This is a genomic window from Zwartia lucis (genome assembly GCF_965234455.1).
In the GTDB taxonomy this organism is placed as follows: Bacteria; Pseudomonadota; Gammaproteobacteria; order Burkholderiales; family Burkholderiaceae_B; genus Zwartia; species Zwartia lucis.
In genome coordinates this window covers 994,377-1,018,914 of the sequence record NZ_OZ248472.1, presented here as the reverse complement: position 1 = coordinate 1,018,914, position 24,538 = coordinate 994,377, and the positions used below count along the sequence as shown (strand labels likewise).

The 24,538-nt window shown below is 53.0% G+C and carries 22 protein-coding genes; 9 read left to right on the top strand and 13 right to left on the bottom strand.

All coding sequences use genetic code 11. The annotated features are described in order from the left end of the window. Positions 1-5: 5 nt before the first annotated feature. Genes thrC through alaC form a run of 3 tightly spaced genes read right to left on the bottom strand, consistent with a single transcriptional unit; the run spans position 6 to position 3,903 of the window. Entirely contained in the window at positions 6-1,415 is a 1,410-nt protein-coding gene (thrC, locus tag AC8GE9_RS04890; protein ID WP_506675993.1) for a threonine synthase, read from the bottom strand. Further along, positions 1,412-2,719, bottom strand: coding sequence for a homoserine dehydrogenase (locus tag AC8GE9_RS04885; protein ID WP_506675992.1), 1,308 nt, complete (start codon positions 2,717-2,719; stop codon positions 1,412-1,414). Before AC8GE9_RS04885 ends, thrC begins: the two co-directional genes overlap by 4 nt. Beyond that, positions 2,719-3,903: an alanine transaminase gene (alaC, locus tag AC8GE9_RS04880; RefSeq protein WP_506675991.1), complete on the bottom strand. Its 1,185-nt coding sequence runs from the start codon at positions 3,901-3,903 to the stop codon at positions 2,719-2,721. The genes AC8GE9_RS04885 and alaC overlap by 1 nt, the downstream gene beginning before the upstream one ends. Positions 3,904-4,107: 204 nt before the next feature. Between alaC and AC8GE9_RS04875 the strand changes: the two genes are divergently transcribed. From AC8GE9_RS04875 to pbpG, 5 genes are all read left to right on the top strand, one after another. Continuing rightward, a complete protein-coding gene (locus AC8GE9_RS04875; protein WP_506675990.1) occupies positions 4,108-4,557 on the top strand; it encodes an Mth938-like domain-containing protein in 450 nt (149 codons plus the stop codon). After that, a complete protein-coding gene (locus AC8GE9_RS04870) occupies positions 4,557-5,024 on the top strand; it encodes a peroxiredoxin (protein ID WP_506675989.1) in 468 nt (155 codons plus the stop codon). The genes AC8GE9_RS04875 and AC8GE9_RS04870 overlap by 1 nt, the downstream gene beginning before the upstream one ends. Before the next feature lie 55 nt (positions 5,025-5,079). Continuing rightward, a complete protein-coding gene (locus AC8GE9_RS04865) occupies positions 5,080-6,819 on the top strand; it encodes a PhoH family protein (RefSeq protein WP_506675988.1) in 1,740 nt (579 codons plus the stop codon). A gap of 2 nt (positions 6,820-6,821) precedes the next feature. After that, a complete protein-coding gene (gene pdxA, locus AC8GE9_RS04860; protein ID WP_506675987.1) occupies positions 6,822-7,853 on the top strand; it encodes a 4-hydroxythreonine-4-phosphate dehydrogenase PdxA in 1,032 nt (343 codons plus the stop codon). Between the two features lie 123 nt (positions 7,854-7,976). Continuing rightward, positions 7,977-9,137: a D-alanyl-D-alanine endopeptidase gene (pbpG, locus tag AC8GE9_RS04855; RefSeq protein ID WP_506675986.1), complete on the top strand. Its 1,161-nt coding sequence runs from the start codon at positions 7,977-7,979 to the stop codon at positions 9,135-9,137. Here the strand turns inward: pbpG and AC8GE9_RS04850 are convergent. The 8 genes from AC8GE9_RS04850 to AC8GE9_RS04815 all read right to left on the bottom strand — a co-directional run bounded on the left by AC8GE9_RS04850 (position 9,134) and on the right by AC8GE9_RS04815 (position 15,270). After that, entirely contained in the window at positions 9,134-10,510 is a 1,377-nt protein-coding gene (locus tag AC8GE9_RS04850; RefSeq protein WP_506675985.1) for a replicative DNA helicase, read from the bottom strand. The genes pbpG and AC8GE9_RS04850 overlap by 4 nt on opposite strands. Before the next feature lie 120 nt (positions 10,511-10,630). Next, entirely contained in the window at positions 10,631-11,086 is a 456-nt protein-coding gene (rplI, locus tag AC8GE9_RS04845) for a 50S ribosomal protein L9 (protein WP_506675984.1), read from the bottom strand. Positions 11,087-11,100: 14 nt separating this feature from the next. Beyond that, positions 11,101-11,373 (bottom strand): 30S ribosomal protein S18, encoded by a 273-nt coding sequence (rpsR, locus tag AC8GE9_RS04840; RefSeq protein WP_506675983.1) that lies wholly within the window; start codon positions 11,371-11,373, stop codon positions 11,101-11,103. A 12-nt stretch (positions 11,374-11,385) separates the two neighbouring features. Then, complete coding sequence (gene priB / locus AC8GE9_RS04835) at positions 11,386-11,706, bottom strand: primosomal replication protein N (RefSeq protein WP_506675982.1); 321 nt, start codon at positions 11,704-11,706, stop codon at positions 11,386-11,388. Between the two features lie 12 nt (positions 11,707-11,718). Further along, entirely contained in the window at positions 11,719-12,093 is a 375-nt protein-coding gene (gene rpsF, locus AC8GE9_RS04830) for a 30S ribosomal protein S6 (protein ID WP_506675981.1), read from the bottom strand. A 128-nt stretch (positions 12,094-12,221) separates the two neighbouring features. Then, on the bottom strand, positions 12,222-14,087 hold the full coding sequence (gene dxs / locus AC8GE9_RS04825; RefSeq protein WP_506675980.1) for a 1-deoxy-D-xylulose-5-phosphate synthase: 1,866 nt from the start codon (positions 14,085-14,087) through the stop codon (positions 12,222-12,224). An 8-nt stretch (positions 14,088-14,095) separates the two neighbouring features. After that, entirely contained in the window at positions 14,096-15,010 is a 915-nt protein-coding gene (locus AC8GE9_RS04820) for a polyprenyl synthetase family protein (protein WP_506675979.1), read from the bottom strand. Continuing rightward, entirely contained in the window at positions 15,007-15,270 is a 264-nt protein-coding gene (locus AC8GE9_RS04815; protein WP_506676317.1) for an exodeoxyribonuclease VII small subunit, read from the bottom strand. Before AC8GE9_RS04815 ends, AC8GE9_RS04820 begins: the two co-directional genes overlap by 4 nt. A gap of 246 nt (positions 15,271-15,516) precedes the next feature. Here AC8GE9_RS04815 and AC8GE9_RS04810 point away from each other — a divergent pair, with 246 nt between their 5' ends. Both AC8GE9_RS04810 and htpX read left to right on the top strand, forming a co-directional pair. Beyond that, the gene (locus tag AC8GE9_RS04810) at positions 15,517-16,677 is read left to right on the top strand and encodes an aromatic ring-hydroxylating oxygenase subunit alpha (RefSeq protein WP_506675978.1); all 1,161 of its coding nucleotides are present in this window, start codon (positions 15,517-15,519) and stop codon (positions 16,675-16,677) included. Between the two features lie 102 nt (positions 16,678-16,779). Further along, on the top strand, positions 16,780-17,661 hold the full coding sequence (gene htpX / locus AC8GE9_RS04805; RefSeq protein ID WP_506675977.1) for a protease HtpX: 882 nt from the start codon (positions 16,780-16,782) through the stop codon (positions 17,659-17,661). 15 nt (positions 17,662-17,676) lie between these two features. Here htpX and polA read toward each other — a convergent pair whose 3' ends face one another. Continuing rightward, complete coding sequence (gene polA, locus AC8GE9_RS04800) at positions 17,677-20,397, bottom strand: DNA polymerase I (protein WP_506675976.1); 2,721 nt, start codon at positions 20,395-20,397, stop codon at positions 17,677-17,679. Between polA and AC8GE9_RS04795 the strand changes: the two genes are divergently transcribed. Together AC8GE9_RS04795 and AC8GE9_RS04790 are read left to right on the top strand one after the other, a co-directional pair. Next, positions 20,396-21,076, top strand: coding sequence for an LOG family protein (locus AC8GE9_RS04795; protein WP_506675975.1), 681 nt, complete (start codon positions 20,396-20,398; stop codon positions 21,074-21,076). The genes polA and AC8GE9_RS04795 overlap by 2 nt on opposite strands. A gap of 65 nt (positions 21,077-21,141) precedes the next feature. Beyond that, positions 21,142-22,626 (top strand): NAD-dependent succinate-semialdehyde dehydrogenase, encoded by a 1,485-nt coding sequence (locus AC8GE9_RS04790; RefSeq protein WP_506675974.1) that lies wholly within the window; start codon positions 21,142-21,144, stop codon positions 22,624-22,626. Positions 22,627-22,708: 82 nt separating this feature from the next. Here AC8GE9_RS04790 and typA read toward each other — a convergent pair whose 3' ends face one another. Further along, positions 22,709-24,529: a translational GTPase TypA gene (typA, locus tag AC8GE9_RS04785; RefSeq protein WP_506675973.1), complete on the bottom strand. Its 1,821-nt coding sequence runs from the start codon at positions 24,527-24,529 to the stop codon at positions 22,709-22,711. Positions 24,530-24,538 lie beyond the last annotated feature (9 nt).

The window sequence follows — 24,538 nt, the reverse complement described above, 5'->3', positions numbered from 1 at the left end:
GGCGCTCAGTTCCCAGCGTGTTCAATAATATAGGCGCGAACGCTTGCGACATCGCAAGGCAAGACCGTAAAGTGCTGCGGCAAGGACTCAAGATGCTCAAGCCCCTCGGGCAAGGGTGCGGGCATGCCAAGCGCCTCTTCGATCACCTCAGAAAACTTGGCCGGTAAGGCGGTCTCGAGCACCAACATCGGAATACCGGGCTCGACAAAGGAGGCAGCCACTTTGATGCCATCCGCCGTGTGCGGATCGATCAACATCCCGGTGCGCGCGTGAACGTCACGGATCGTGGTCAAACGATTCTGATGCGTACTGCACCCGGCGACAAAACCATAACGACGCTCAAGTTCAGGCTTCATGCTAGATAGATCGAAGAAACCCTCTCGCGACAACGCGCGCCATAGTCCGGCCACTCGCTCGGCATCGCGTCCCACGAGATCGTAAACAAATCGTTCGAAATTTGAGGCGCGCGAAATGTCCATTGAGGGACTCGACGTCGCAAAAGTTTGGGCCGCCCCACGCGGACGATAAATACCCGTGCGGAAGAACTCTTCGAGGACATTGTTTTCGTTGGTCGCAAGTACCAATCGGCGAATGGGTAAGCCCATCGAACGCGCGATATGACCCGCCAGGATATTGCCAAAATTGCCGGAAGGCACCGTGAACGAAACTTCTTGACCAGGACCCGAAGTCGAGCGTAGCCAGCCGTGAAAGTAATACACAATCTGCGCAGCGATACGCGCCCAGTTAATCGAGTTGACCGCGCCTAGACGATATTTGGACTTGAACGGTAAATCGCCCGCGAGCGCTTTGACAACGTCTTGCGCTTCGTCAAACACGCCTTTGACCGCGATATTATGAATATTGGCATCTTGCAACGAATACATCTGCGCACGTTGAAACGCGCTCATCCGTCCATGCGGTGAAAGCATGAAGACCGCCACAGCCTCCTTGCCACGCATCGCGTATTCGGCGGCCGAGCCCGTATCTCCAGAGGTCGCGCCAAGAATATTGAGTGTCGACCCGCGCTGCTTGAGCACATAAGGAAACACTTGCCCTAAAAACTGCATCGCCATGTCTTTGAACGCCAGAGTGGGCCCTTCGGACAAGCGCAACAGTGACAGTCCATCATACAAAGGCTGCACTGGCACAATCGCTTCAGTTTTAAAGGCTGCCTTGCAATAGGCGGATGCCGTCATCGCAGCCAATGTCGTGCGCTCGATATCCGTCACGAACAAAGACAAGACTTCGGTCGCTAGCGCGTGATAAGGCAAGGCGCGCCAAGTTTCGAGCGTCTGCGCAGAAACTTGAGGAATATATTCCGGTACAGCCAAGCCACCATCGGGGGCTAAACCTTCTAACAAAATATCCGAAAATTCGAGGGCCTGCATGCCTCCTCGTGTAGAAACATATTTCATGACAAGCTTTCCACTCTCAATCGGGTCACGCTGGAACGAATGAACTTCAGGGCTTCGATTCGAGCAATCGCGATATTGATATTTCGCTCTAACGCTTGATGCGTCAAAAAGATCAGATCCGCGCTGCCATCGGCGTCGGAAGGCTGTTGAATCATCGAGCCAATCGAGATCCCTGCATCAGCCAACACACGGGCGATGTCCGCCAAGACGCCTGGCTGGTCCGCGACGGTCATTCGCAGATAGTATGAGGTCACGACGTCTTCGATAGACAGGATCGGGATGTCCGACATCGCATCGGGTTGGAACGCCAAATGTGGGACGCGGTGTTCGGGATCTGCGGTATGTAAACGTGTGACGTCGACAAGATCGGCCACGACAGCCGAAGCGGTGGGTTCCTCACCCGCGCCCTTACCGTAATAAAGTGTCTGACCCACTGCGTCACCACGCACCAAGACCGCATTCATCGCACCTTCGACGTTGGCGAGTAAAGAAGCGCTCGGCACGAGTGCCGGATGCACACGCAACTCAATCCCGTTGGGACGACGCTTTGTAATACCAAGCAGTTTGATCCGATAACCTAAGCGTTCAGCAAGCTTGATATCCTCAGAAGCCAGTGAGGAAATGCCCTCAATGTAGGCTTTATCGAACTGCACAGGAATCCCGAACGCCAACGATGCGAGCAAGGTGAGTTTGTGCGCGGCATCGACCCCTTCGATATCGAAGGTCGGATCCGCTTCGGCGTATCCCAGTTTTTGCGCCTCAGCCAGCACCGTCGCAAAAGGTAAACCACGTGAACGCATTTCCGACAAAATGAAATTGGTCGTCCCGTTGATAATGCCAGCGACCCATTCGATGCGATTTGCCGTCAAGCCCTCGCGTATCGCTTTAATAATAGGAATACCGCCAGCGACAGCAGCTTCGAACGCGACCATCACGCCTTTGGCTGAGGCTGCGGCAAAAATCTCCGTCCCATGTTTGGCCAGCAAGGCTTTGTTGGCAGTCACCACATGTTTGCCATGGGCGATCGCCTCTAGCACCAGTTCGCGCGCGAGGGTATCGCCACCAATCAGCTCGACCACAATATCGATGGAAGGATCGCGCACGACGGCAAAAGAATCTGTGCCAAGCTCGACCGCATCGCCGAGTAACGCGCGCGCTTTGGCGATATCGCGCACCGCCACACGGGTCACTTCGATGTTGCGACCCGCGCGACGAGAGATTTCGCCTGCATTACGCGCCAACACTTTCCACGTGCCGCCACCGACGACGCCTAGCCCCAACAAACCGACCTTGATTGATTCCATTACAACAATCCATCCTTTCGAAACATTTCTTTGATGCCGCGCACCGCTTGACGCGTGCGCTGCTCATTTTCTATCAAGGCGAAACGAACATACTCATCGCCATAATCACCGAAACCGATACCAGGCGACACCGCGACCTTGGCCTCGTCGAGGATTCGCTTGGCGAACTCAAGAGAGCCCGCCGCACGATAGGGCTCGGGGATATGCGCCCAGATATACATGGAGGCTTTGGGATTGTCCACCATCCAGCCTGCCTCGTGTAGTCCTTTGACTAAAACATCCCGTCGATTTTGGTATTTCTCCACGACCTCAGCGACGCATTCCTGCGACCCCTCGAGCGCCGCGATGGCCGCAACCTGAATCGGGGTAAAAGTACCGTAATCGTGATAACTCTTGATGCGCGCTAAGGCGTTGACCAGCTCGGCATTGCCCACCATGAACCCAATCCGCCAGCCCGCCATGTTGTAACTTTTACTCATGGTAAAAAACTCAACCGCGACCTCACGGGCACCAGGCACCTGCATAATCGATGGTGCCTGATAACCATCGAAACAGATATCTGCGTAAGCAAGATCGTGCACAACGATGATGTTGTGTTCTTGGGCCAGCTTGACCACGCGTTCGAAAAAAGAAAGATCTACGCATTGCGCGGTGGGGTTACTCGGAAAGCCCAAGATCATCATTTTAGGCTTGGGAATGGATTCGCGCACCGCGCGCTCGAGTTCTTCGAAAAAATCGGTTCCCGGGGTCATCCGAACAGAACGGATGTTGGCTCCTGCGATCACGGCACCATAAATATGAATCGGATAGCTTGGATTGGGTACCAAAACGGTATCGCCCGCATCCAGGGTCGCAAGCATCAAGTGAGCCAGGCCTTCTTTAGAACCAATTGTCACGATGGCTTCAGAGTCCGGATCAAACTGCACCTGATAGCGGCGCGCATACCAGTCAGTGATCGCCTTGCGCAAACGCGGGATCCCTTTTGAGACGGAATAGCCATGCGTCGTAGGGCGCTCTGAGGCCTCGACCAGCTTGCTCACAATGTGAGGGGGGGTGGCCCCATCGGGGTTGCCCATGGACATATCGATGATGTCCTCGCCCCGTCGACGCGCCGCCATTTTGAGCTCTGACGTAATGTTAAAAACGTAGGGGGGCAAACGCTCGATGCGAGAGAACTTCCTCATCCTGGGTCCTTGTGTAAGAAAATCTTAATTTTGCATTATTTGCAGTGCAGCAAAACCCTGTAATCTAGCGCATCAGGACAGATGTCGCAAATCGCTGGCATTGAGATCACAAAATCCATGATTTCAATCCCCACAAGCGCTTGCGATGACATCACAACGTAAGATTGATTGCGCTATCATCGAGCGAACTAGCTGGAGTATTGATTGAAGTTTCATACAGATCACAATGCGGCACTCAACACCGTCACAGGATACGGTAACGGTTTCGTCGAAATCAACAAAATTAGTTTTAACCATGCGATTGCTTTTGGTCCTGAAGGTCCCGTCAATCGATGGCTTGCCGAAAGCCCTGACGAGATCACCACCGCCTTGCTCCTTCAGGCGGCCGGACTGACCCTAAAACCTGTCGATCCCCTCGCATTTCTGGACTCCAACGAGCCTCCTCAGCCCGAGGTTGACGGGGTGAGGCCCGAGGTCCTTTTGGTCGGCACGGGTTCGCGTCAACGCATGTTAGACCACAAAGTCCTCTCACCTCTGCTGCGGGCGGGCGTCGGGGTCGAATGCATGACGACCGAGGCTGCAGCCCGTACCTACAATATTTTAATGGCCGAAGGCCGACAAGTGATCGCCGCCCTCTTACTGGAGAAAATCTAATGAGCATTGTCCTGATCGGCAAACCAGCACCTAGCTTTTCTGCGCAAAGCACCTTTGGAGAAATCTCTTTGGAGCGCTGCGGTGGGCGCGGCATCATCATGTATTTTTACCCTAAAGACAACACGCCGGGATGCACCACAGAGACAGAAAATTTTCGGGACTTACACGATGAGTTTTTAGCCAACGGTTGCGTCGTGATTGGCGTGTCACGCGACTCCTTAAAGTCGCATGAGAATTTTTCAAAAAAACTCACGTTACCGTTTCCTCTGATCGCAGATACTGACGAAAAAGTCTGTAACGCTTACGACGTGATCAAAAACAAGCAAATGTATGGCAAACAAGTGCGCGGCATTGAACGCAGCACCTTCTTAATTGACGCGCGCGGCAAACTCGTTCAAGCCTGGCGCGGACTGAAAGTCCCGGGACATGCCCAAGAGGTACTCCAGGCTGCGCGCAGCCTGACCTGATTACTCTGCACTTCGCTCCTTTTATCGCTCGCCCCCTTCATGAGAGAACTCCTTTATGCCATTGCCAAAGCTGCCCTCACGTCCTGCCGCTATTCTCGATGTCACAGATCTCAAACTCGAACCCACGATCTCGACTGCCGCGCCTTCTAAGCAGAGTGAGCCAACGCGTGAAGCCTTGAGCACAAAAGTACTCAGTCAGAACCCTGCTGCTGCTCCCTCAGCGGTTGAACCGCCAGAGACAGCAAAACCTTCGAAATCAATTACCCTCGACCTTTCTGGGCTCTCGTCGGAGCAAAGCAACAACATAAATCCTATAGAGATACCCGCGCGTCAAAAGCGTTCCAAGTCGTCTGCTCCGAATAAATCTTCGAACAAATCTTCGAGCCAAAGTCCACGAAAACTTTTCGTGCTTGACACCAATGTCCTGTTGCACGACCCAAGCTCGCTCTTTAGATTTGAAGAGCACGATGTCTTTCTCCCGATGATGACGCTTGAAGAGTTGGATCATCAAAAGAAAGGCATGTCTGAAGTCGCACGTAATGCGCGACAAGTGAGTCGCTCTCTTGATACCTTGGTCGGCGAGCATCGTGATCTCGATCTGGGTCTGCCCCTAGACGGGCTCGGCCACAAAGATGCGACTGGGCGATTATTTTTTCAAACCACCTTGATGGCCAGCACGCTCCCGCCGGATCTTCCGATGGGAAAAGCCGACAATCAGATTTTGGGGGTTGTCCGGGCCTTAGCCAACAAGTTCACCGATCGCGAAGTCGTACTGGTCTCCAAAGACATCAATATGCGCCTCAAAGCGCGGACGCTATCGCTTTCTGCAGAAGACTATTTCAATGATCAAGTCCTGGAGGACTCGGACTTACTCTACAGCGGCACACTTGCGCTTCCTGATAACTTTTGGAACAAACACGGCAAAGGTGTGGAGTCTTGGCAGCAAGGTGGTATCACTTTTTACCGTATTTCAGGGCCGCTCTGTCACCAATTTATGGTGAATCAATTTGTGTATTTTGAAGGCCCCATGCCCTTGTATGCGCAGGTCCGCGAAGTCAATGGTAAAAGTGCGGTACTCGCCACGCTGCGTGACTTTACCCATGGAAAAAATAATGTCTGGGGCGTCACTGCCCGTAACCGCGAACAAAATTTTGCGATGAATTTATTGATGAATCCTGACTGTGACTTTGTGTCATTGCTTGGACAAGCAGGTACGGGTAAAACTCTCATGGCACTCGCCGCTGGTCTTGCGCAAGTCCTTGAAACAAAGCGCTACACCGAGATCATCATGACGCGTGTCACCGTTCCCGTTGGTGAGGACATTGGTTTTCTACCTGGCACTGAAGAAGAAAAAATGCAACCCTGGATGGGCGCGCTTGAGGACAATCTCGAAGTGCTCACGATGGGAGAAACCGATGGCGGCTCCTCCATTGCAAACGGTCAAACGCATGACTGGGGTCGCGCTGGGACGATGGATTTGATCCGCTCGCGGATCAAAATAAAATCGTTGAACTTTATGCGAGGCCGCACGTTCTTGAACAAGTATTTAATCATCGACGAAGCGCAAAACCTGACACCAAAACAAATGAAAACCTTGATCACCCGCGCGGGCCCCGGCACAAAAGTCATTTGCTTAGGTAACATCGCACAGATCGATACGCCCTACCTGACAGAGGGAAGTTCTGGGCTAACTTTTGTGGTTGATCGTTTCAAAGGCTGGCCACATGCGGGTCATGTCACGCTGCAACGTGGAGAACGTTCACGACTGGCTGACTACGCGGGCGAAGTGCTTTAACCATGCCTGTCACATCAAAGGCGGGGCTTGCCCCGAACCGTATCCCGCTCGCGATGACGGTCGGCGATGCAGCCGGTATCGGTCCCGAAATTGTGGTCAAACTGCATGCTCAGGGACTCAACGCACCCTGCGTCGTTTATGGCGATGCAGGCGCCTTAAGGCGTGCTTGCACGCTGCTGAACTTGTCGCTCAAGATTGTCGAGCTCACGCCTGAAGACCCGTTATCAGACGACTTTCAGCAGCCCGGTTGTATGTTTGTGCGAGCAACCTCACCTGCTTTGCCCAAAGAGCTGCCCTTTGGCGTGGTCGATGCACGCGCGGGGCTTGCAGCGGTCCAAGCGCTTCACTCTGCGATTGATGATGCCTTGGCGGGACGCGTTCGCGCGATTGTCACGGCACCTCTGAACAAAGAGTCTATGCATGCCGCAGGTATTGACTTTCCAGGTCATACTGAAATTCTTGCAGAGCGCTCCAAGACGCCTCACGTCGCCATGATGTTGGTGAACGAGCAACTCAGAGTGATGTTAGTGACGATCCATATCCCTCTTTCTGCAGTCCCCACCTCCCTGAGCACCGATCTCGAGTTACGAACAATCGAACTTGCCGCTTCGGCTTGTCACGCAATGGGTATCCCCTCACCTCGTGTTGCGGTTGCAGGTCTAAATCCGCATGCGAGTGAACAGGGTAAATTTGGAAGAGAGGATTTAGACATTATTGCGCCAGCCATTGCGTTGGCGCGCGCCAAGGGCATCGATGCTTCGGGTCCCTGGCCTGGTGATACGGTATTTATGCGCGCTCGACTTGGTGAGTTTGACATTTGCGTGGCGCAGTATCACGACCAAGGCTTGATTCCCATCAAATACCTAGGCATTGACGAAGGTGTCAATGTGACGGTCGGCTTACCATTCGTGCGAACCAGTGTAGATCATGGCACCGCCTTCGATATTGCTGGGCGTGGTATTGCGGATCCAAGCTCCCTGCGCACAGCATTCGATTTAGCATTGAAACTGACCGCGACAAAGTTTGATACTTAAGTAAAAAAATGATTTTAATTAGGGGTAAACCCTTTATTTGAATATTATTGATAAATAAACAGTTTAACTATCCAAGCTAAGTATATAATTTGCATGGTTTTTATACTTATAAGGACGCTGCGAATGCGTTTTGGTCTTTTTTTACCCCTTCGCAATGTATGTCTTTCAAGCTTAGTCTGTCTGAGCTTGGCCCTTGCCGGCACCCAAAGTATTGCGCAAAGTACGAGTGCATCGAGTACTCAAGCACCAAAACCGAAAACGTCACAAGCCCAGAAAGCAACAAACAAATCGACCACGGCTAAAAATAATTCTGCGAGTAACAGCAAGCCCAAACCTAAAGCAACTGCAAGCGCCCAAAAGAAGAAAGCAGCACCTGCTGGGACTCCCCAAGGTACACGTGGCGTCAATTCAAGCTCCAACACGGGCAAGGCACTCGCCGCAGGGGCAACCACGGCAGCTGTCTCAAACGCTGCTAGTACCAAACGCGCGCACGCAGACCAACAGTCCGGCAACCCCGCAGGTGGCTTGCGTTCAAATGTGGTATTCGTCCAAGATCTGAGCAGCAAGACTGTGCTTTTTTCTCGTAATGATGAGGTCGCCCGTCCAATCGCTTCGATTACAAAATTGATGACGGCGCTGATTGTCGTCGACGCAAAACAACCGCTTGATGAAATGTTGCAAATCACGCAAGAAGACGTCGATGTCGTGAAGTTTAGCCGCTCTCGCCTTGCCGTAGGTCAAAGACTCTCTCGCGGTGACATGCTGCATTTAGCGCTCATGTCGTCAGAAAACCGTGCCGCTAACGCCTTGGGGCGTCACTATCCTGGTGGCATGCCCGCTTTTGTTGCCGCCATGAACAGCAAAGCGCGTGAATTAGGCATGAATAATAGTCGTTTTGTCGAACCTACTGGACTGTCAAGCGCCAATGTCGCGACGCCAAGAGATTTAGTTAAGTTGATGCAAGCAACGGCCGCCCGCTCCAGCATTCGCTATTACTCAACGAATCAACAGCACGAAATCTCAGCGCGTGGACACGCGACGCTTTTTCGCAATACCAATATGCTCGTGACGAATCCTAACTGGGACATCAGAGTCTCAAAGACAGGTTTTATTAACGAGGCGGGACAGTGCCTCGTCATGGTGGCACGCATCAATAACCGTGATACTGCCATCGTACTGTTGAATGCGGATGGCAAAGGCACGCGCATCGGAGATGCCGTCAAGATTAGGCAGCTCGTTCAAAACCGTCACGCGGTTGCGATGAACAATCCCAGAGTCAATTAGTAGCTCGCGCCACCACCCGAAAAGTTTAAGAAACGCGTACTTGAGCCTTGGAAGGTCAAACGAATAGTCCCAATCGGACCGTTTCGTTGTTTACCAATAATGATTTCTGCAGTCCCCTTATCGGGCGAGTCAGGATTGTAGACCTCGTCGCGATATATAAACAGGATCAAGTCAGCATCTTGTTCGATTGCGCCGGATTCGCGTAAATCGCTCATCACAGGTCGTTTGTTGGGCCGCTGTTCGAGACTGCGATTAAGCTGAGACAAGGCAATCACTGGACACTCCAATTCTTTGCCAAGAGCCTTGAGAGACCGGCTGATCTCAGAAATCTCAGTCGCCCGATTCTCGCCTGCAGAGCTCGCACCCATGAGCTGTAAATAGTCGATGACGATGAGTCCAAGCTTGCCGCACTGACGCGCCAAGCGACGCGCTCGAGCGCGTACTTCTACCGAACTCAGTGCGGGAGTCTCATCGATATACATTTGAGCATCCTGCATTTTCTGTACCGCATGCGTCACACGAGGCCAGTCATCCGCGAGCAACTTACCTGTTCGCATGCGATGCTGATCCAACATGCCCACGGAACCCAACATACGCATCGCGAGTTGGACGGCCCCCATTTCCATTGAAAACACAGCGACGGGCAAGCCCTGTTCGATGGCAACATGTTCAGCAATATTCATGGCAAGCGAGGTTTTACCCATGGATGGTCGCCCCGCCACAATCACAAGATCTCCTGCCTGCATCCCTGAAGTCATACGATCTAGGTCTGTGAAGCCTGTAGGCACACCTGTGACATCGGTATCACCTTCGCGGTGATAGAGTTCATCGATACGCTCTACGACTTCGGAAAGCAAAGGCTGAATTTCTCTAAAACCTGCGCTCGCTTTCGCGCCCTCTTGAGCAATCTTAAAAACCTTGGACTCAGCCTCATCAAGTAACTGTCGCGCTTCTTTACCTTGCGGATTAAATGCTGTCGCAGCAATCTCATCGGCAACGGTCACCAGTTTGCGCAACATCGAACGCTCGCGAACAATTTCTGCATAGCGACGAATATTGGCTGCCGACGGCGTATTGTGCGCAAGAGCGTTCAGATAGCCTAGGCCACCGACCTCCTCGGACTTCCCGACGCTCGCGATCGACTCATGAACGGTCACGACATCCGCAGGTCGGGACAGGTTAATGAGACGAGAAATATGCTGCCAAATCAACCTGTGATCGTAGCGATAAAAGTCATTTTCGTTGACCACATCCGTGATACGTTCCCACGCTCCATTATCCAGGAGCAGGCCGCCCAAAACGGATTGCTCCGCTTCGACGGAGTGTGGTGGAACACGCAAATACTCGAGTTGTGGGTCTGGCGGATTATTCATGAATGCATCATAACCTTAAGGCCTTAGACAAGTACAAAAAACTGCATCGCGACACCCTCGACAGGAAAGACAAAAAAGCCGGCATCAGCCGGCTTTTTTGTGAGGTGCGACAGGTCTTGATCAGACCAAATCACCCACCACAACAACCGTAATATTACTTACCACGTCAGGATGCAACGCAATCTGAATGGCCGTCTCACCAACCGCCTTCAGAGGACCTTCAGGCAGACGAATTTGAGCCTTTTCGATACCGGCAAAACCAGCAGCGATCAGACCCTGAGCAATATCCATATTTGTCACGGAACCGAACAAACGACCATCAACGCCAGCTTTTTGCTTGATGCTCAGGGCGAAGCTTTCGAGACGCTCGCCTAACGCTTGGCAAGCAGCTAGTTTTTCAGCCTGCGCTTTTTCAAGCTCAGCACGGCGAACTTCGAACTCTTTGAGGGCAGCCTCGGTCGCACGACGTGCTTTTTTCTGGGGAATCAGAAAGTTACGGGCATAGCCATCGCGCACGCGAACAACTTCACCGAGGTTTCCAACGTTAACGACTTTTTCGAGCAGAATGATTTGCATAGTGTGCCCCGGGATCAGTTGTGATTATCAGTGAAGGGCAGCAAGGCCAAGAAGCGCGCACGCTTGATCGCTGTGTCGAGCTGACGCTGATAGATTGCTTTGGTACCAGTCAAACGCGCAGGAATAATCTTACCGTTTTCTTGGATAAAGTCACGCAGGGTATCCAGATCTTTGTAATCAATTTGATCAACATTAGTCGCGCTGAAGCGGCAGAACTTACGACGCTTGAAAAGCGGGTTCTGTTGCGTGAACTTCTTTTTTTCTTTACGTTTACCGAAAAAAGCCATGATATGCCTTGTTCAAATTTGTTGAATATGCTGCGCATGCAGCCGATATTTTTGAGAATCTTTACGAACCGGAGCCAGAAAACCCTGAAGCCGGACCTTGCAACCTAAACTCATCGTGCCAGCCATCTGGGCCAAATCTCCCATCGCCACAACCACCAAACTCAGTGCGATGCGACGCGCTTGACCTGCTTCGGTCACCTCGGACTCATGTGAAAGTAAAAACTCTAAAACTGGCACCCCTGCAGGTGTATATCTCAAAGGAGACAGTTCAGAAATTAAGCCTTGCACTTCGAACCGATTGACTGCTAAACCCTTGACCTCTGGCCGATCCACGACAACTCCGATTTACTCGATGTCGTCAGGTATTGTTTCAGCGGATGCTTTGCGGGCCTCTTCGCGCTCGACTTGTTTCATCATGATTGAAGGCTCTGTCTCACCAGCTTTGGTCTTGATGACAAGATGACGAAGAACAGCGTCGTTGTAGCGGAAAGAATGCTCTAGCTCATCCAGCGTCGCTTGGCCGCACTCGATGTTGAAGCACAAGTAGTGTGCTTTGACGAGTTTTTGGATAGGGTAAGCCAATTGACGACGGCCCCAGTCTTCGGTGCGGTGGACTTTGCCACCCTGCGTCGTCACAAGCGCTTGGTAGCGCTCAACCATGGCGGGCACTTGCTCGCTTTGGTCTGGGTGAACAATAAAAACAACTTCGTAATGGCGCATGCAATGCACTCCTAAGGATATCCGGAGAGGAGCACAACACTCCTACCGGGGGCAGCCCGCCGTACCTAAAATAGGTCGGTCGAGCAAGAAAGCCTTGTATTTTCGCGTATTTAACGATTTATAGCAAATCAATTTGAGAAAAAGCGCTGGCGAATCGCATTTTCTATGCCGCCTGCATCGAGGCCCACGCCCGCAAGCAACGCACCCTGCTCACCATGATCAATAAACCTATCCGGCAATCCTAAATGCAACAAAGGTGTCACGATTGCGTGGGCCGCTAGGGTTTCAGAGACTGCCCCTCCAGCGCCACCCATCAAGCTGCCCTCTTCAAGAGTCACAAGACCAAGGGGATGCTCGGCAGCCATTGCAAGCACCAGCTCTGTATCAAGTGGCTTGACAAAACGCATGTCGACCACGGTCAGATTTAGGGACTCTGCGGCCTTGAGGGCCGCGGGCAAAAGCGTTCCAAAGACAAGCACAGCAACACCAGCGCCAGGGCCTCGTCGGCGGATCATGCCGCGACCCACCGGAACCGTTTCAAGACCGGCCTCGACTGCAACCCCGGATCCAGAACCTCTGGGATAGCGCACGGAGGCGGGACCTGGATGTTGATAACACGTGGTGAGCAGCAAACGCGTTTCATTTTCATCTGAGGGCGTAGCCACAACCATGTTGGGAATGCAGCGCAAGTATGCAATGTCATAGTTGCCCGCATGGGTCGCGCCATCCGCCCCCACCAAACCAGCACGGTCAAGCGCGAACGTCACATCAAGATTTTGCAGCGCCACATCATGAATAAGCTGATCATAGCCACGTTGGAGAAAGGTTGAGTAAATGGCGAGCACCGGCTTTTGGCCCTCACAAGCGATACCCGCAGCAAACGTAACCGCGTGTTGCTCTGCGATCCCCACATCGAAATAACGCGTGGGAAAGCGCCGCTCAAACTCTACCATGCCACTTCCCTCGCGCATGGCGGGAGTGATGCCATTGAGCCTAGGATCGCTCTCGGCCATGTCACAGAGCCATTGACCGAAGACCTGGGTAAAAGTGACCTTTGGGGGCGCCGATGCTTTTTGGATACCAACCGCTGGATCGAACTTACCTGGGCCGTGGTAAAGCACAGGGTCAGCCTCAGCCAGCTTGTAACCCTGCCCTTTTTTAGTGACGACATGTAAGAACTGCGGCCCTTTCAAGGCGCGCATATTTTGCAAAGTTGGAATGAGTACATCAAGATCATGGCCATCAATCGGACCAACGTAGTTAAAGCCCATCTCTTCAAACAAGGTTGCGGGGGTCACCATTCCCTTGGCGTGTTCCTCGAGGCGACGCGCCAACTCCAAAACGGGAGGCACATGCTGCAGAACCGCACGCCCAACGTTTTTAGCCGCAGCATAGAACTGCCCTGACAGCAGCCTCGCAAAGTAATGGTTTAACGCTCCGACTGGCGGTGAAATAGACATATCGTTGTCATTCAGAATCACCAACAAATTGATATCGGGCGTCACACCAGCATTGTTCATCGCCTCGAAGGCCATGCCCGCCGTCATTGCACCATCTCCAATCACCGCGATGTGCTGTCGAGAAATCCCCGCATTGCGCGAGGCGACTGCCATCCCTAGCGCTGCTGAAATAGAGGTCGATGAATGGGCGGTACCAAAGGCGTCATATTCGGACTCGGAACGCTTTGGGAAACCCGAGATCCCGCCAAAATGGCGCAGAGTACCCATCGCGTCTTTGCGTCCTGTCAAAATCTTGTGCGGATAGGACTGATGGCCGACATCCCAGATAATGCGATCGTGGGGCGTATCGTAGACGTGATGAAGCGCCACAGTCAGCTCGACCGTGCCAAGATTAGAGGATAGATGTCCACCCGTGCGCGAGACAGTTTGCAGGACAAAAGAGCGTAGTTCGTCAGCCAGCTTTTTAAGCTCGCGGCGATCCAGGGTCTTGAGGTCCGCGGGTCGTTGTATTTGATCAAGCAAATCTTTAGACATTTTTCTCGTCAGTGATCACGAAACACAATAAAGTCCGCTAATCCGATCAAATATTGCCCGGACTCGCCCAAAGGAGCGATCGCCTCGATCGCCTCCTGATGCAATGTTTTAACAAAAGCCTGTGCCTGCTCGAGCCCCATCAACGTGACATAAGTGGGTTTGTTGGCTGCGGCATCCTTGCCAGGTGTTTTACCCAGGGTCGAGGAGTCGGCAGTCACATCCAACACATCGTCGACAACCTGAAAAGCCAAGCCCATGGCGAGACCATAATGCCTGAGGGCCTGCTGCTGGGTCTCCGAGGCGCCAGCGGCGATGCCGCCAAGCGTGACACTGGTCAATAATAAAGCACCTGTTTTGAGTTGGTGCATCTGCTGCAAAGCTTCCCGTGACAGGCTTTGCCCGACACTTTCCAGATCAATTGCCTGGCCACCTGCCATCCCTAGGCTGCCTGAGGCTTGGGCAAGGACTTGAGTCGCCTTGACAACCCGCTCTGCTTCGGTCGGCATCTGCGCCAAAAAATCAAAGGCCAAAGGCTGCAAGGCGTCTCCAGCCAACAAGGCGGTCGCTTCGTCGTATTGCACATGCACGGTCGGCTGCCCACGTCGAAGCGTGTCGTCGTCCATACAAGGCAAATCATCATGCACAAGTGAATAGGCGTGAACGAGTTCGACTGCCGCGGCAGAGCAATCAAGCGCACGCTCCAAAGCGGGCTCGACCTGCCGTCCAGCGACACATCCATAACCGGCGGCGTAGACCAAGGCAGCGCGCACCCGCTTGCCCCCACCTAGCACTGCGTAACGCATGGCCTCATGCAAGCGCGCAGGTACGACTGCGGCCTGAGGCATTTCCCGATCGAGTACATGCTCGATATGGGCGGCGCGTGCACTGAGCCAAGAAGAAAAAACAGGTAAAGCAACACTCATTCTGCTTGTCGCTCCGCGGCATCAAAAGGACGTAGCAAACCGGCCTCCAGCACGCTAATTTGTTGCTCCGCCTGGGCCAGCCTCTCTTGACAGATACGCGTCAAGGCAACACCACGTCGATAGGCGATCAGAGACTCTTCGAGAGGCAAGGCGCCCGACTCCATTTTAGAGACAAGCTCCTCAAGTTGCGCGAGAGCCGTTTCAAAATCCTGAGGCAAGTCAGAGTGGGTCGTTGCGTCATTTTCCAGTGATGCTGGCAGACTTGTCTGGGTCGTTGATTTGGTGGGCTTACTCAAACGAAACTCCAATGGAGACTGCCTGGCATGCCGCAAGACCCAGTGCAAGTCTAAACAAAAATAATAAGCAATTGTACGAGATTGGGGCGTACTCTGTACCGGATTGCTTGGGTTACAATCAGGTCTTTATTATGGTGATCGGCCAAACCGATTTTTCTTCGCGCCAGAGCGATCTTAAACGCACTGGCATGCTTCCATGCGGAGGGAATCATGACCGACATTGGTCGGATGGTGCATTTAGCCCCGGCTTGCACTCAGCTGCACGTCAATGCCTATTTTGACGAAGCGCTTTTTGCACGCGAGCAAGCTAACATTTTTAAACAGTCCTCCTTGTATGTTGGGCATCAAAAAAACGTGCCCAACTCTGGAGACTGGCGAAGTTTGTCCCATGAAAACAATGGGAGAGTACTCGTGCGCGGTGAAAACGGCATCGAGCTGCTTTCGAACGTCTGTCGTCACCGCCAAGCGCTCATGCTCGGTGGTCAAACCGGCAATGTCGCAGGGCACGTCAATACCCATGGCAATCTTGTGGGTACCGGTGGCAATATTGTTTGCCCCCTCCATCGTTGGACGTATGACAAAACAGGTCAACTGCTCGGCGCGCCTCAGTTTGAGGACAAGCCTTGTCTCAATCTGGAGCGCTTTCCGCTTAAAGAATGCCACGGCTTGTTGTTCGAGGGCCCAAGAGATCCTTTAGCGGATATTGGCAGTTTATTCAAACGACCCGAATTCGACTTTTCCGACTATGTTCTCGACCACGTCGAAGTTCATCAGTGCAATTACAACTGGAAAACCTTTATTGAGGTTTATCTCGAGGACTACCATGTCGCGCCCTTTCACCCGGGCTTGGGAAACTTTGTCACGTGCGACGACTTATCCTGGGAGTTTTCTAAGCAGTACAGCATGCAGCGTGTGGGCGTTCATCAAGCGCTTTCACAGCCGGGGTCACCTGCTTATAAAACATGGCATGAAAAGCTGATGCAATTCCGTCAAGGGCGTGCACCCGATTTCGGCGCGGTTTGGGTCACGTACTTTCCGACCCATATGATTGAGCTCTACCCACACGTGTTGGTGTTATCGACGCTTTACCCCAAATCCCCTCAGGAAACCGTCAATATTGTCGAGTTTTACTACCCTGAGGAAATCGCCTTGTTTGAGCGAGAATTTGTCCAAGCACAACGCGAAGCCTATATGGAAACCGCGATCGAAGACGACGAAATCGCAGAACGCATGGACGCCGGACGAAGGGCGCTGCTGCAGCGTGGCGTTTCAGAAACCGGTCCTTATCAGTCCCCCATGGAAGACGGCATGCAACATTTTCATGAGTGGTACCGCCAAGCCATGGATCTCGGACTCGAAGATCATCCCTAGCCCTCGTTCTCAGGGAACTCTTTAATTTCTTGACGGTCACAGCTACACTCACAATCGTACGTTGCAATTCCCCTTAACGTTGACAAAGAGCCTATTAAAAACATGAAGAGAATTGTCTTATTTCTGCTGACCAACCTTGCCGTGATGCTGGTACTGAGCGTGACGCTGAGCATTTTGGGTGTCAATCGCTTCATCACCGACCAAGGCCTGAACGTTCAGATGCTGCTGATCTTTTCCTTGATTGTCGGCTTTACTGGCTCGATCATTTCCTTGCTCATCAGCAAGCCGATGGCAAAGTGGAGCACCGGCGCGCAGATCATTGATCCGCAAGCGCCAGGCGGCCCGCGCGAGGCGTGGCTCGTCGATACGGTGCATCAGCTTGCTGATCGCGCAGGGATTGGTCATCCTGAGGTGGCGATCTTCGAAGGCGAGCCCAATGCGTTTGCGACGGGTGCTTTCCGCAACAACTCGCTGGTCGCAGTCTCGACAGGCCTTCTTGATAGCATGACCGAAGAAGAAATCTCTGCGGTTCTGGCCCACGAAGTCGCCCACATCGCCAACGGCGACATGATTACGCTGACCCTGATCCAGGGCGTTGTGAACACCTTTGTGGTGTTTTTTGCCCGCATCGTTGGTTATTTTGTTGATCGTGTGCTTCTCAAAAATGACAAAGGCCTCGGCGTTGGCTACTACATCACCGTCATCGTGTGTGAAATCGCCTTTGGCATTCTCGCCAGTGTGATCGTGGCCTGGTTTTCACGTCAAAGAGAATACCGTGCGGATTCAGGCGCAGCACAGTTGATGAGCTCACGCGAACCCATGATTCGTGCCTTGGCTCGCCTAGGTGGCTTGGAGCCCGGTGATTTGCCCAAGAGCTTCGAGGCTTCGGGCATTTCGGGTCGTAAAGCCATCAGTGCGTTATTTTCCACACACCCCCCTATTCCTGCTCGCATTCAAGCGCTGCAGCAGATGCCCGTTCGCTAAGATAGCGCTAAAGCATCAGTGGGCTTGCTCCCAGTTGGGACCAACGCCCACTTCCGCGATTAAAGGGACCCTCAACTGAGCGACCTCGCACATCAAGCGGGGTAGGTTTTGCCTGATGCGGTCGATCTCTTCATCAGGAACATCCAAGACCAGTTCGTCATGGACCTGCATCACGATCTTGCTCTGCAGTTGTTGCTCATGCAACCAAGCTTGGACCGCAACCATCGCGAGCTTGATCAGGTCGGCCGCGGTGCCTTGCATCGGCGCATTAATTGCCGCGCGCTCGGCGCCCGCACGCCGTGCGCCGGCGGCATTGATATCGAGCAACCATAGCCTGCGCCCAAAAACAGTCTCAACAAAGCCCTGCGCATGCGCAAGCGTTTTGGTCTCGGCCATGTACTGCGCGACGCCAGGATAGCGCGCGAAATAGCGATCGATATAGGACTGTGCGGCATCTCTGGTAATACCGAGGTTGCTGGCCAACCCGAAAGCACCCATGCCGTAAATCAAACCAAAATTAATCGCCTTGGCGGCCCGTCGCTGCTCACTGGTCACCTCTGGCAGTGGTACGCCAAACACCTCTGAGGCTGTCGCTCGATGAATGTCCTCACCGGCGGCAAACGCTTTTTGCAAATTCGCATCGTTGGAGACGTGTGCCATGACGCGAAGTTCGATTTGCGAATAGTCGGCAGAGATTATTTTTCCCTTGGTCGCGATAAAGGCCTCGCGCACCCGTCGACCCGCCTCGGAGCGCACCGGAATGTTTTGTAAATTGGGTTCTGAGGATGCCAGACGTCCGGTAATCACCGAAGCTTGGGAGTAATGTGTGTGTACTCTTCCCGTTGAGGGATTCACCATTTTGGGCAGCTTGTCGGTATACGAAGATTTGAGCTTGGCAAGGCCTCGGTACTCGAGCAACACTTGAGGCAAGGGATAGTCCTCGGCGAGTTTGGACAGCACCTCCTCGTCGGTCGAAGGAGCACCGCCTGCGGTTTTTCGCACAACAGGCAACTGCATCTTGCCAAACAGGATTTCCCCTAATTGTTTAGGGGAGTTGAGATTAAAGGGTTGTCCTGCCAGCTCATAGGCCTTGCGCTCTAATTCCAACAATTCCTGTCCCAGCACGTGGCTTTGACGTCCTAACTCTGCAGAGTCGATCCCTACACCGGTTCGCTCGATCTCAAACAATACGCGCGAGGTTTGCATCTCAAGCGCGTAGATATATTCAAGCTTTTCCTCCTGGCGGATCTTGGGGCGCAAGACCTCATGCAGACGCAAGGTAAAGTCGGCATCTTCGCACGCGTATTGGGTCGCGCGCTCGAGGTCGACCTGATCAAAACCGATTTGGTGAACACCTTTGCCGCAAATTTCCTCATAGGAAACGCCCTTAATGCCTAGGTATCGCTGACAGAGTTCCTCAAGACCCACGCCCCGATGCGACTCCAACACATAGGCCTGCAACATGGTGTCATTCGCGACGCCGCGTAAGTCTATGCCTTCGTTGGCAAAAACATGGGTGTCGTACTTAGCATGATGGAGAAGTTTGGTCGCGCGCGGATCCTCAAGCCAAGGCTTCATCCGCTCGAGCACGCCTTCTTTAGAGAGTTGGCCTTGGGAGTCAGTGCTTCGATGACCGACGGGGATATAGCATGCACCACCCGCTTCTATGGACAAGGAAATCCCGACGAGGCGGGCTTGCATGGCATCGAGCGACGTCGTTTCGGTATCGAGCGCCACACAGTCTGACGCACGGACACGAGCGAGCCAGGCTTCCAACGCCGCCCAGTCCGTCACCATTTCATAGAGTTTGTGCTCAGGCGCGGCGGGCTTAGCGGCCTCGGTCGGGACACGGGTATCCCCCATCGGGACCCGCTCTTGCTCGCCTGTTAATTCGCGTAACCAAGAGCGGAAACCATACCGCTCATATAGTTTGACGAGCGCTGCTGAGTCAGGATTTTTGGGCAACAGCGCCTCGATATTTGGGACCTCGCGACTCAAGTCACAATCAATTTTGACCGTCAACAGCTCGCGCGTCAACGCAAACTGGGGAATCGCCGTGCGTAAATTTTCACCTGCGACGCCTTTGATCTCGCCTGCGCGCTCAATCAGCGTGTCAACAGAACCGTACTCATCGATCCACTTAGCGGCCGTTTTAGGTCCGACCTTTTGCACACCCGGTACGTTGTCTACCGTATCGCCCACCAGCATCAAGTAATCCACAATCCGCTCAGGACCGACTCCAAATTTACGTGCCACTCCGACTGGATCGAGCTTTTCATTGGACATGGTGTTGACCAGCGTCACATAGGACGTAACCAATTGGGCCAGGTCTTTATCCCCCGTAGAAATAATCGTGTGCACCTCATGATCGCTCGCCCAATGCGCCAAGGTGCCAATCACGTCATCGGCTTCAACCCCCTGGATCCCCAGAACAGGCCAGCCCATTGCGCGAATCGCCTCGTGGATCGGCTCGATCTGTGCGGCGAGGTCCTCGGGCATGGGGGGGCGATGTGATTTATATTCTGGATATAAGTCTTCGCGAAAGGTTTTGCCGCGCACATCGAAGACGCATGCGGCATACTGAGCCTGATAATCATGTAGCATTTTGCGCATCATGTTGACCACGCCATAAATGGCGCCTGTCGGCTCTCCCTGCGCATTACGTAAATCAGGCATCGCATGATAGGCACGATACAGATAACTCGATCCATCTACTAGCAACAAGGTTTTTTTCATGGGCCACAAAGAAGAAAAAGTTTCGCCGGCACTCCAGCAAACAACCCAAATTATGTCAGAGATGCTGCACGCAGCCGATACTCTGGCAGAGATCGGGCCCGCAATCAGCATCTTTGGCAGTGCGCGGATTAAAAAAGACTCCCCTTATTACGCGTTGAGCGAGGCCATCGCTCGCGGACTGGCGAATACGGGTTTTACGATTATCGCCGGGGGTGGTCCCGGCATCATGGAGGCCGCGAACAAAGGGGCCTTTGAGGCGGGTGGCACGAGCGTAGGTTTACATATCAAACTACCAAAAGAGTCTAAACACAACGATTTTCAGACCATTAGCCTTCCTTTTCAGCATTTTGTGTCTCGTAAAGCGACCTTTTTCATGAATAGCTTAGCCTATGTCGTGCTGCCGGGTGGTTTTGGCACGCTCGACGAGCTCTTCGAGGCGGTCACGCTCATGCAAACGGGAAAGATACCGCCTGGTCCGGTCATTTTGGTTGGTACGGAGTTTTGGGGGGGGCTGATGACTTGGCTTCGGTCACAACTCGAACAAACCGCTCTCATCAACCCCCTGGATCGTCATACCCTCATCATCGAGGATGATCCAAACCGGGTGGTGCAGCACCTGGTCGATTTTTACCGGGATCATCCAGGGATTTTGAGTCGACAACCTAACGCCCCGGTTTAAATCCTCGAGGTCGTCGCTGCACTAAAATCATTGCATATCACTCATTATTGAATGTTGGAGAAAAAATGGATCGCGCTGTATTTCCCATGAAATTGAATAACCCTGACTTGCTGCGTTCGCAGTCCTACCTCAATGGTCTTTGGGTAGACGGCCAAGATGGCGCAGTTTTCACGGTTGATAACCCAGCGACAGGTGCTGACATCGCGCATGTCGCCAACCTAGGCCCTGCGCAAGCGCAGAGGGCGATTGAAGCGGCTAGTGCAGCATTTCCTGCGTGGCGGGCACGGACGGCCAAAGAGCGTTCCAATATTCTGCGCAAGTGGTTTGATCTGATCAATGCCAATACAGATGACTTGGCACGCATCATGACCATTGAACAAGGCAAGCCTTTCGCTGAGGCAAAGGGCGAAATCGCTTACGGTGCCTCATTTGTCGAGTGGTTCGCCGAACAGGCCAAACGCGTCATGGGCGATACGATCTCAGCACCGATTGCCACCAACCGTATGCTAGTTCTGCGCGAACCGATTGGTGTCTGTGCAGCGATTACGCCATGGAATTTCCCGACGGCCATGATCACGCGCAAGGTCGCACCGGCATTAGCCGCAGGCTGTACCATCGTACTCAAACCTGCTGAGCAAACGCCTCTGTCAGCGTTGGCCCTGGCCGTTTTAGCCGAGCAAGCGGGCATTCCTGCTGGCGTACTCAACATCATTACTGCCGATAGCGAACAATCGATCGCCATCGGTAAAGTGTTGTGCAACAGCCCGACAGTGCGCAAGCTGACCTTCACAGGCTCAACACCTGTTGGTCGTATTTTGATGCAGCAGTCTGCACAGACCCTCAAGAAAATGTCACTAGAGCTTGGCGGTCATGCACCTTTTATCGTGTTTGAAGATGCCGATATCGATGCAGCCATCGAAGGCGCTATGGTGTCCAAGTATCGCAATGCGGGCCAAACATGTGTCTGCACCAATCGCTTTTATGTCCACGCCAAGGTCTATGACAGCTTTGCGGAAAAACTAGCGGCGCGCGTCTCGGGCTCATTGTCAGTGGGTGAAGGTTTTGAAGACAAGGTCACCACCGGCCCACTGATCGATGAGGCGGCAGTGGCAAAAGTCGAAGAGCACGTGCAGGATGCTGTCGCCAAAGGCGCCAAGATCTTGTGTGGTGGAGGAAAGCACGCGCGCGGTGGTCGTTTTTACCAACCGACCGTTATCACGCAAGTCAGTGAAGACATGCTGTGCATGCGCGAAGAGACTTTCGGGCCCCTCGCGCCAATCGTCAAGTTTACCGATGAGGCAGAGGTCATCCGTTTGGCAAACAATACCGACTACGGTTTGGCTTCCTACTTTTATAGCCGCGATATCGGTCGCATTTTCCGCGTCGCCGAAGCGCTTGAATACGGCATGGTAGGTGTCAATACAGGACTGATCTCAAACGAGATGGCACCTTTTGGTGGCGTCAAACAATCCGGTCTCGGTCGCGAAGGCTCTGTTTATGGCATGGACGATTTCATGGAAATGAAATACGTATGCTTGGGCGGTATCTAAGACTCTCTGGGGCTACGGTTAAATACCGTAGCCGAATAAAAAAACGCAGCCTAAGCTGCGTTTTTATTGACTCTGGCGTTGATTAGGCGCCATCACGCGACATCTTGCGACGCTCGTGCTCTTTGAGATAACGCTTACGCAAGCGAATGCTCTTGGGTGTGACCTCGACCAACTCATCATCACTGATGAATTCGACAGCGTACTCAAGGCTCATATCGATAGGCGGAACCAGCCGAACAGCTTCGTCAGTACCTGAGGAACGCACGTTAGTCAGCTGCTTACCCTTGATGGGGTTCACAACCAGGTCATTATCACGGCTGTGAATACCGATAATCATGCCCTCGTAAACGGGATCGTTGTGCACAACAAACATACGACCACGGTCCTGTAGCTTCCATATCGCATAAGCGACCGCAGCACCATCATCCTGACTGATCAGCACGCCGTTATTACGCTCGCCAAGCATGCCGTCCTTGACAGGGCCATAGGCATCAAAGGTGTGGCTCATCAAACCATTGCCGCGCGTCATCGTCATAAAATCGCCTTGGAAGCCGATCAGACCGCGTGCTGGCACACGGTACTCAAGACGTGTCCGCCCACGACCATCGCTGACCATGTCGAGCAGTTCAGCTTTGCGTTTACCGAGCTCTTCCATCACGCCGCCCTGAGTGTTGTCCTCAAGGTCAATGCTCAGACTCTCGTATGGCTCGAGTTTGACGCCATTTTCTTCTTTGAACACCACACGTGGGCGCGATACAGCCAACTCGTAACCCTCGCGACGCATCGTTTCGATCAAGATCGTCAGATGCAATTCGCCTCGTCCTGAAACCTCGAAAATGGTATCGTCGTCAGTCTCTTTCACACGCAGAGCCATGTTGGACTTGACCTCGCGATCCAGACGCTCACGCAACTGACGGCTCGTCACAAATTTACCTTCGCGGCCCGCCAGAGGGCTGGTGTTGACCATAAAGTTCATCGTGAGCGTAGGCTCGTCAATCTTGAGCAGCGGCAAACCTTCAACTTTTTCAGGCGCACACAAGGTGGTGCCGATTGAAATGTCTTCGATGCCGTTGATCAGCACGATGTCACCTGCAATCGCACTGTCCACGATCTCGCGCTCAAGACCTTTGAATTTCAGGACCTGATTGACGCGACCTTTAAACGTCGCACCATCCGGACCATTCAAACACACCACATCCATACCTGTTTTCACACGGCCACAACGAATCCGGCCAATACCGATTTTGCCGACATAGGAGTTGTAATCGATAGAGGTGATCTGGAGCTGCAAAGGAGCCTCAGGATCATCATCGCGCATCGGCACGTGTTCAAGAATGGCATTAAACAGTGGGCGCATATCGCCTTCACGGACGTCCTCAGTGGGTCCGGCATAGCCATTCAAACCTGAAGCGTAAATGATTGGAAAATCCAACTGCTCTTCTGTTGCGCCAAGCTTGTCGAACAACTCAAAGGTCGCATTGATCACAAAATCACAACGTGCACCAGGACGGTCTACTTTGTTGATCACCACGATTGGCTGGAGTCCGAGTGCCAGTGCTTTTTTTGTCACAAAGCGTGTCTGAGGCATCGGTCCTTCGACTGCATCGACAAGCAACAGCACACCGTCAACCATCGACAGCACACGCTCCACCTCACCACCGAAGTCGGCGTGTCCGGGCGTGTCAACGATGTTGATATGCGTGCCTTCGTACTCAACAGCACAGTTCTTTGACAGAATCGTAATGCCACGCTCTTTTTCAAGATCGTTGGAGTCCATCACGCGTTCGGTCATGCGCTCGTTGGAGCGGAAAGTACCGGACTGACGCAAAAGTTGGTCTACCAGTGTCGTTTTGCCGTGGTCGACGTGGGCAATAATGGCAACGTTACGCAATGCGCGTGACATACAAATCCT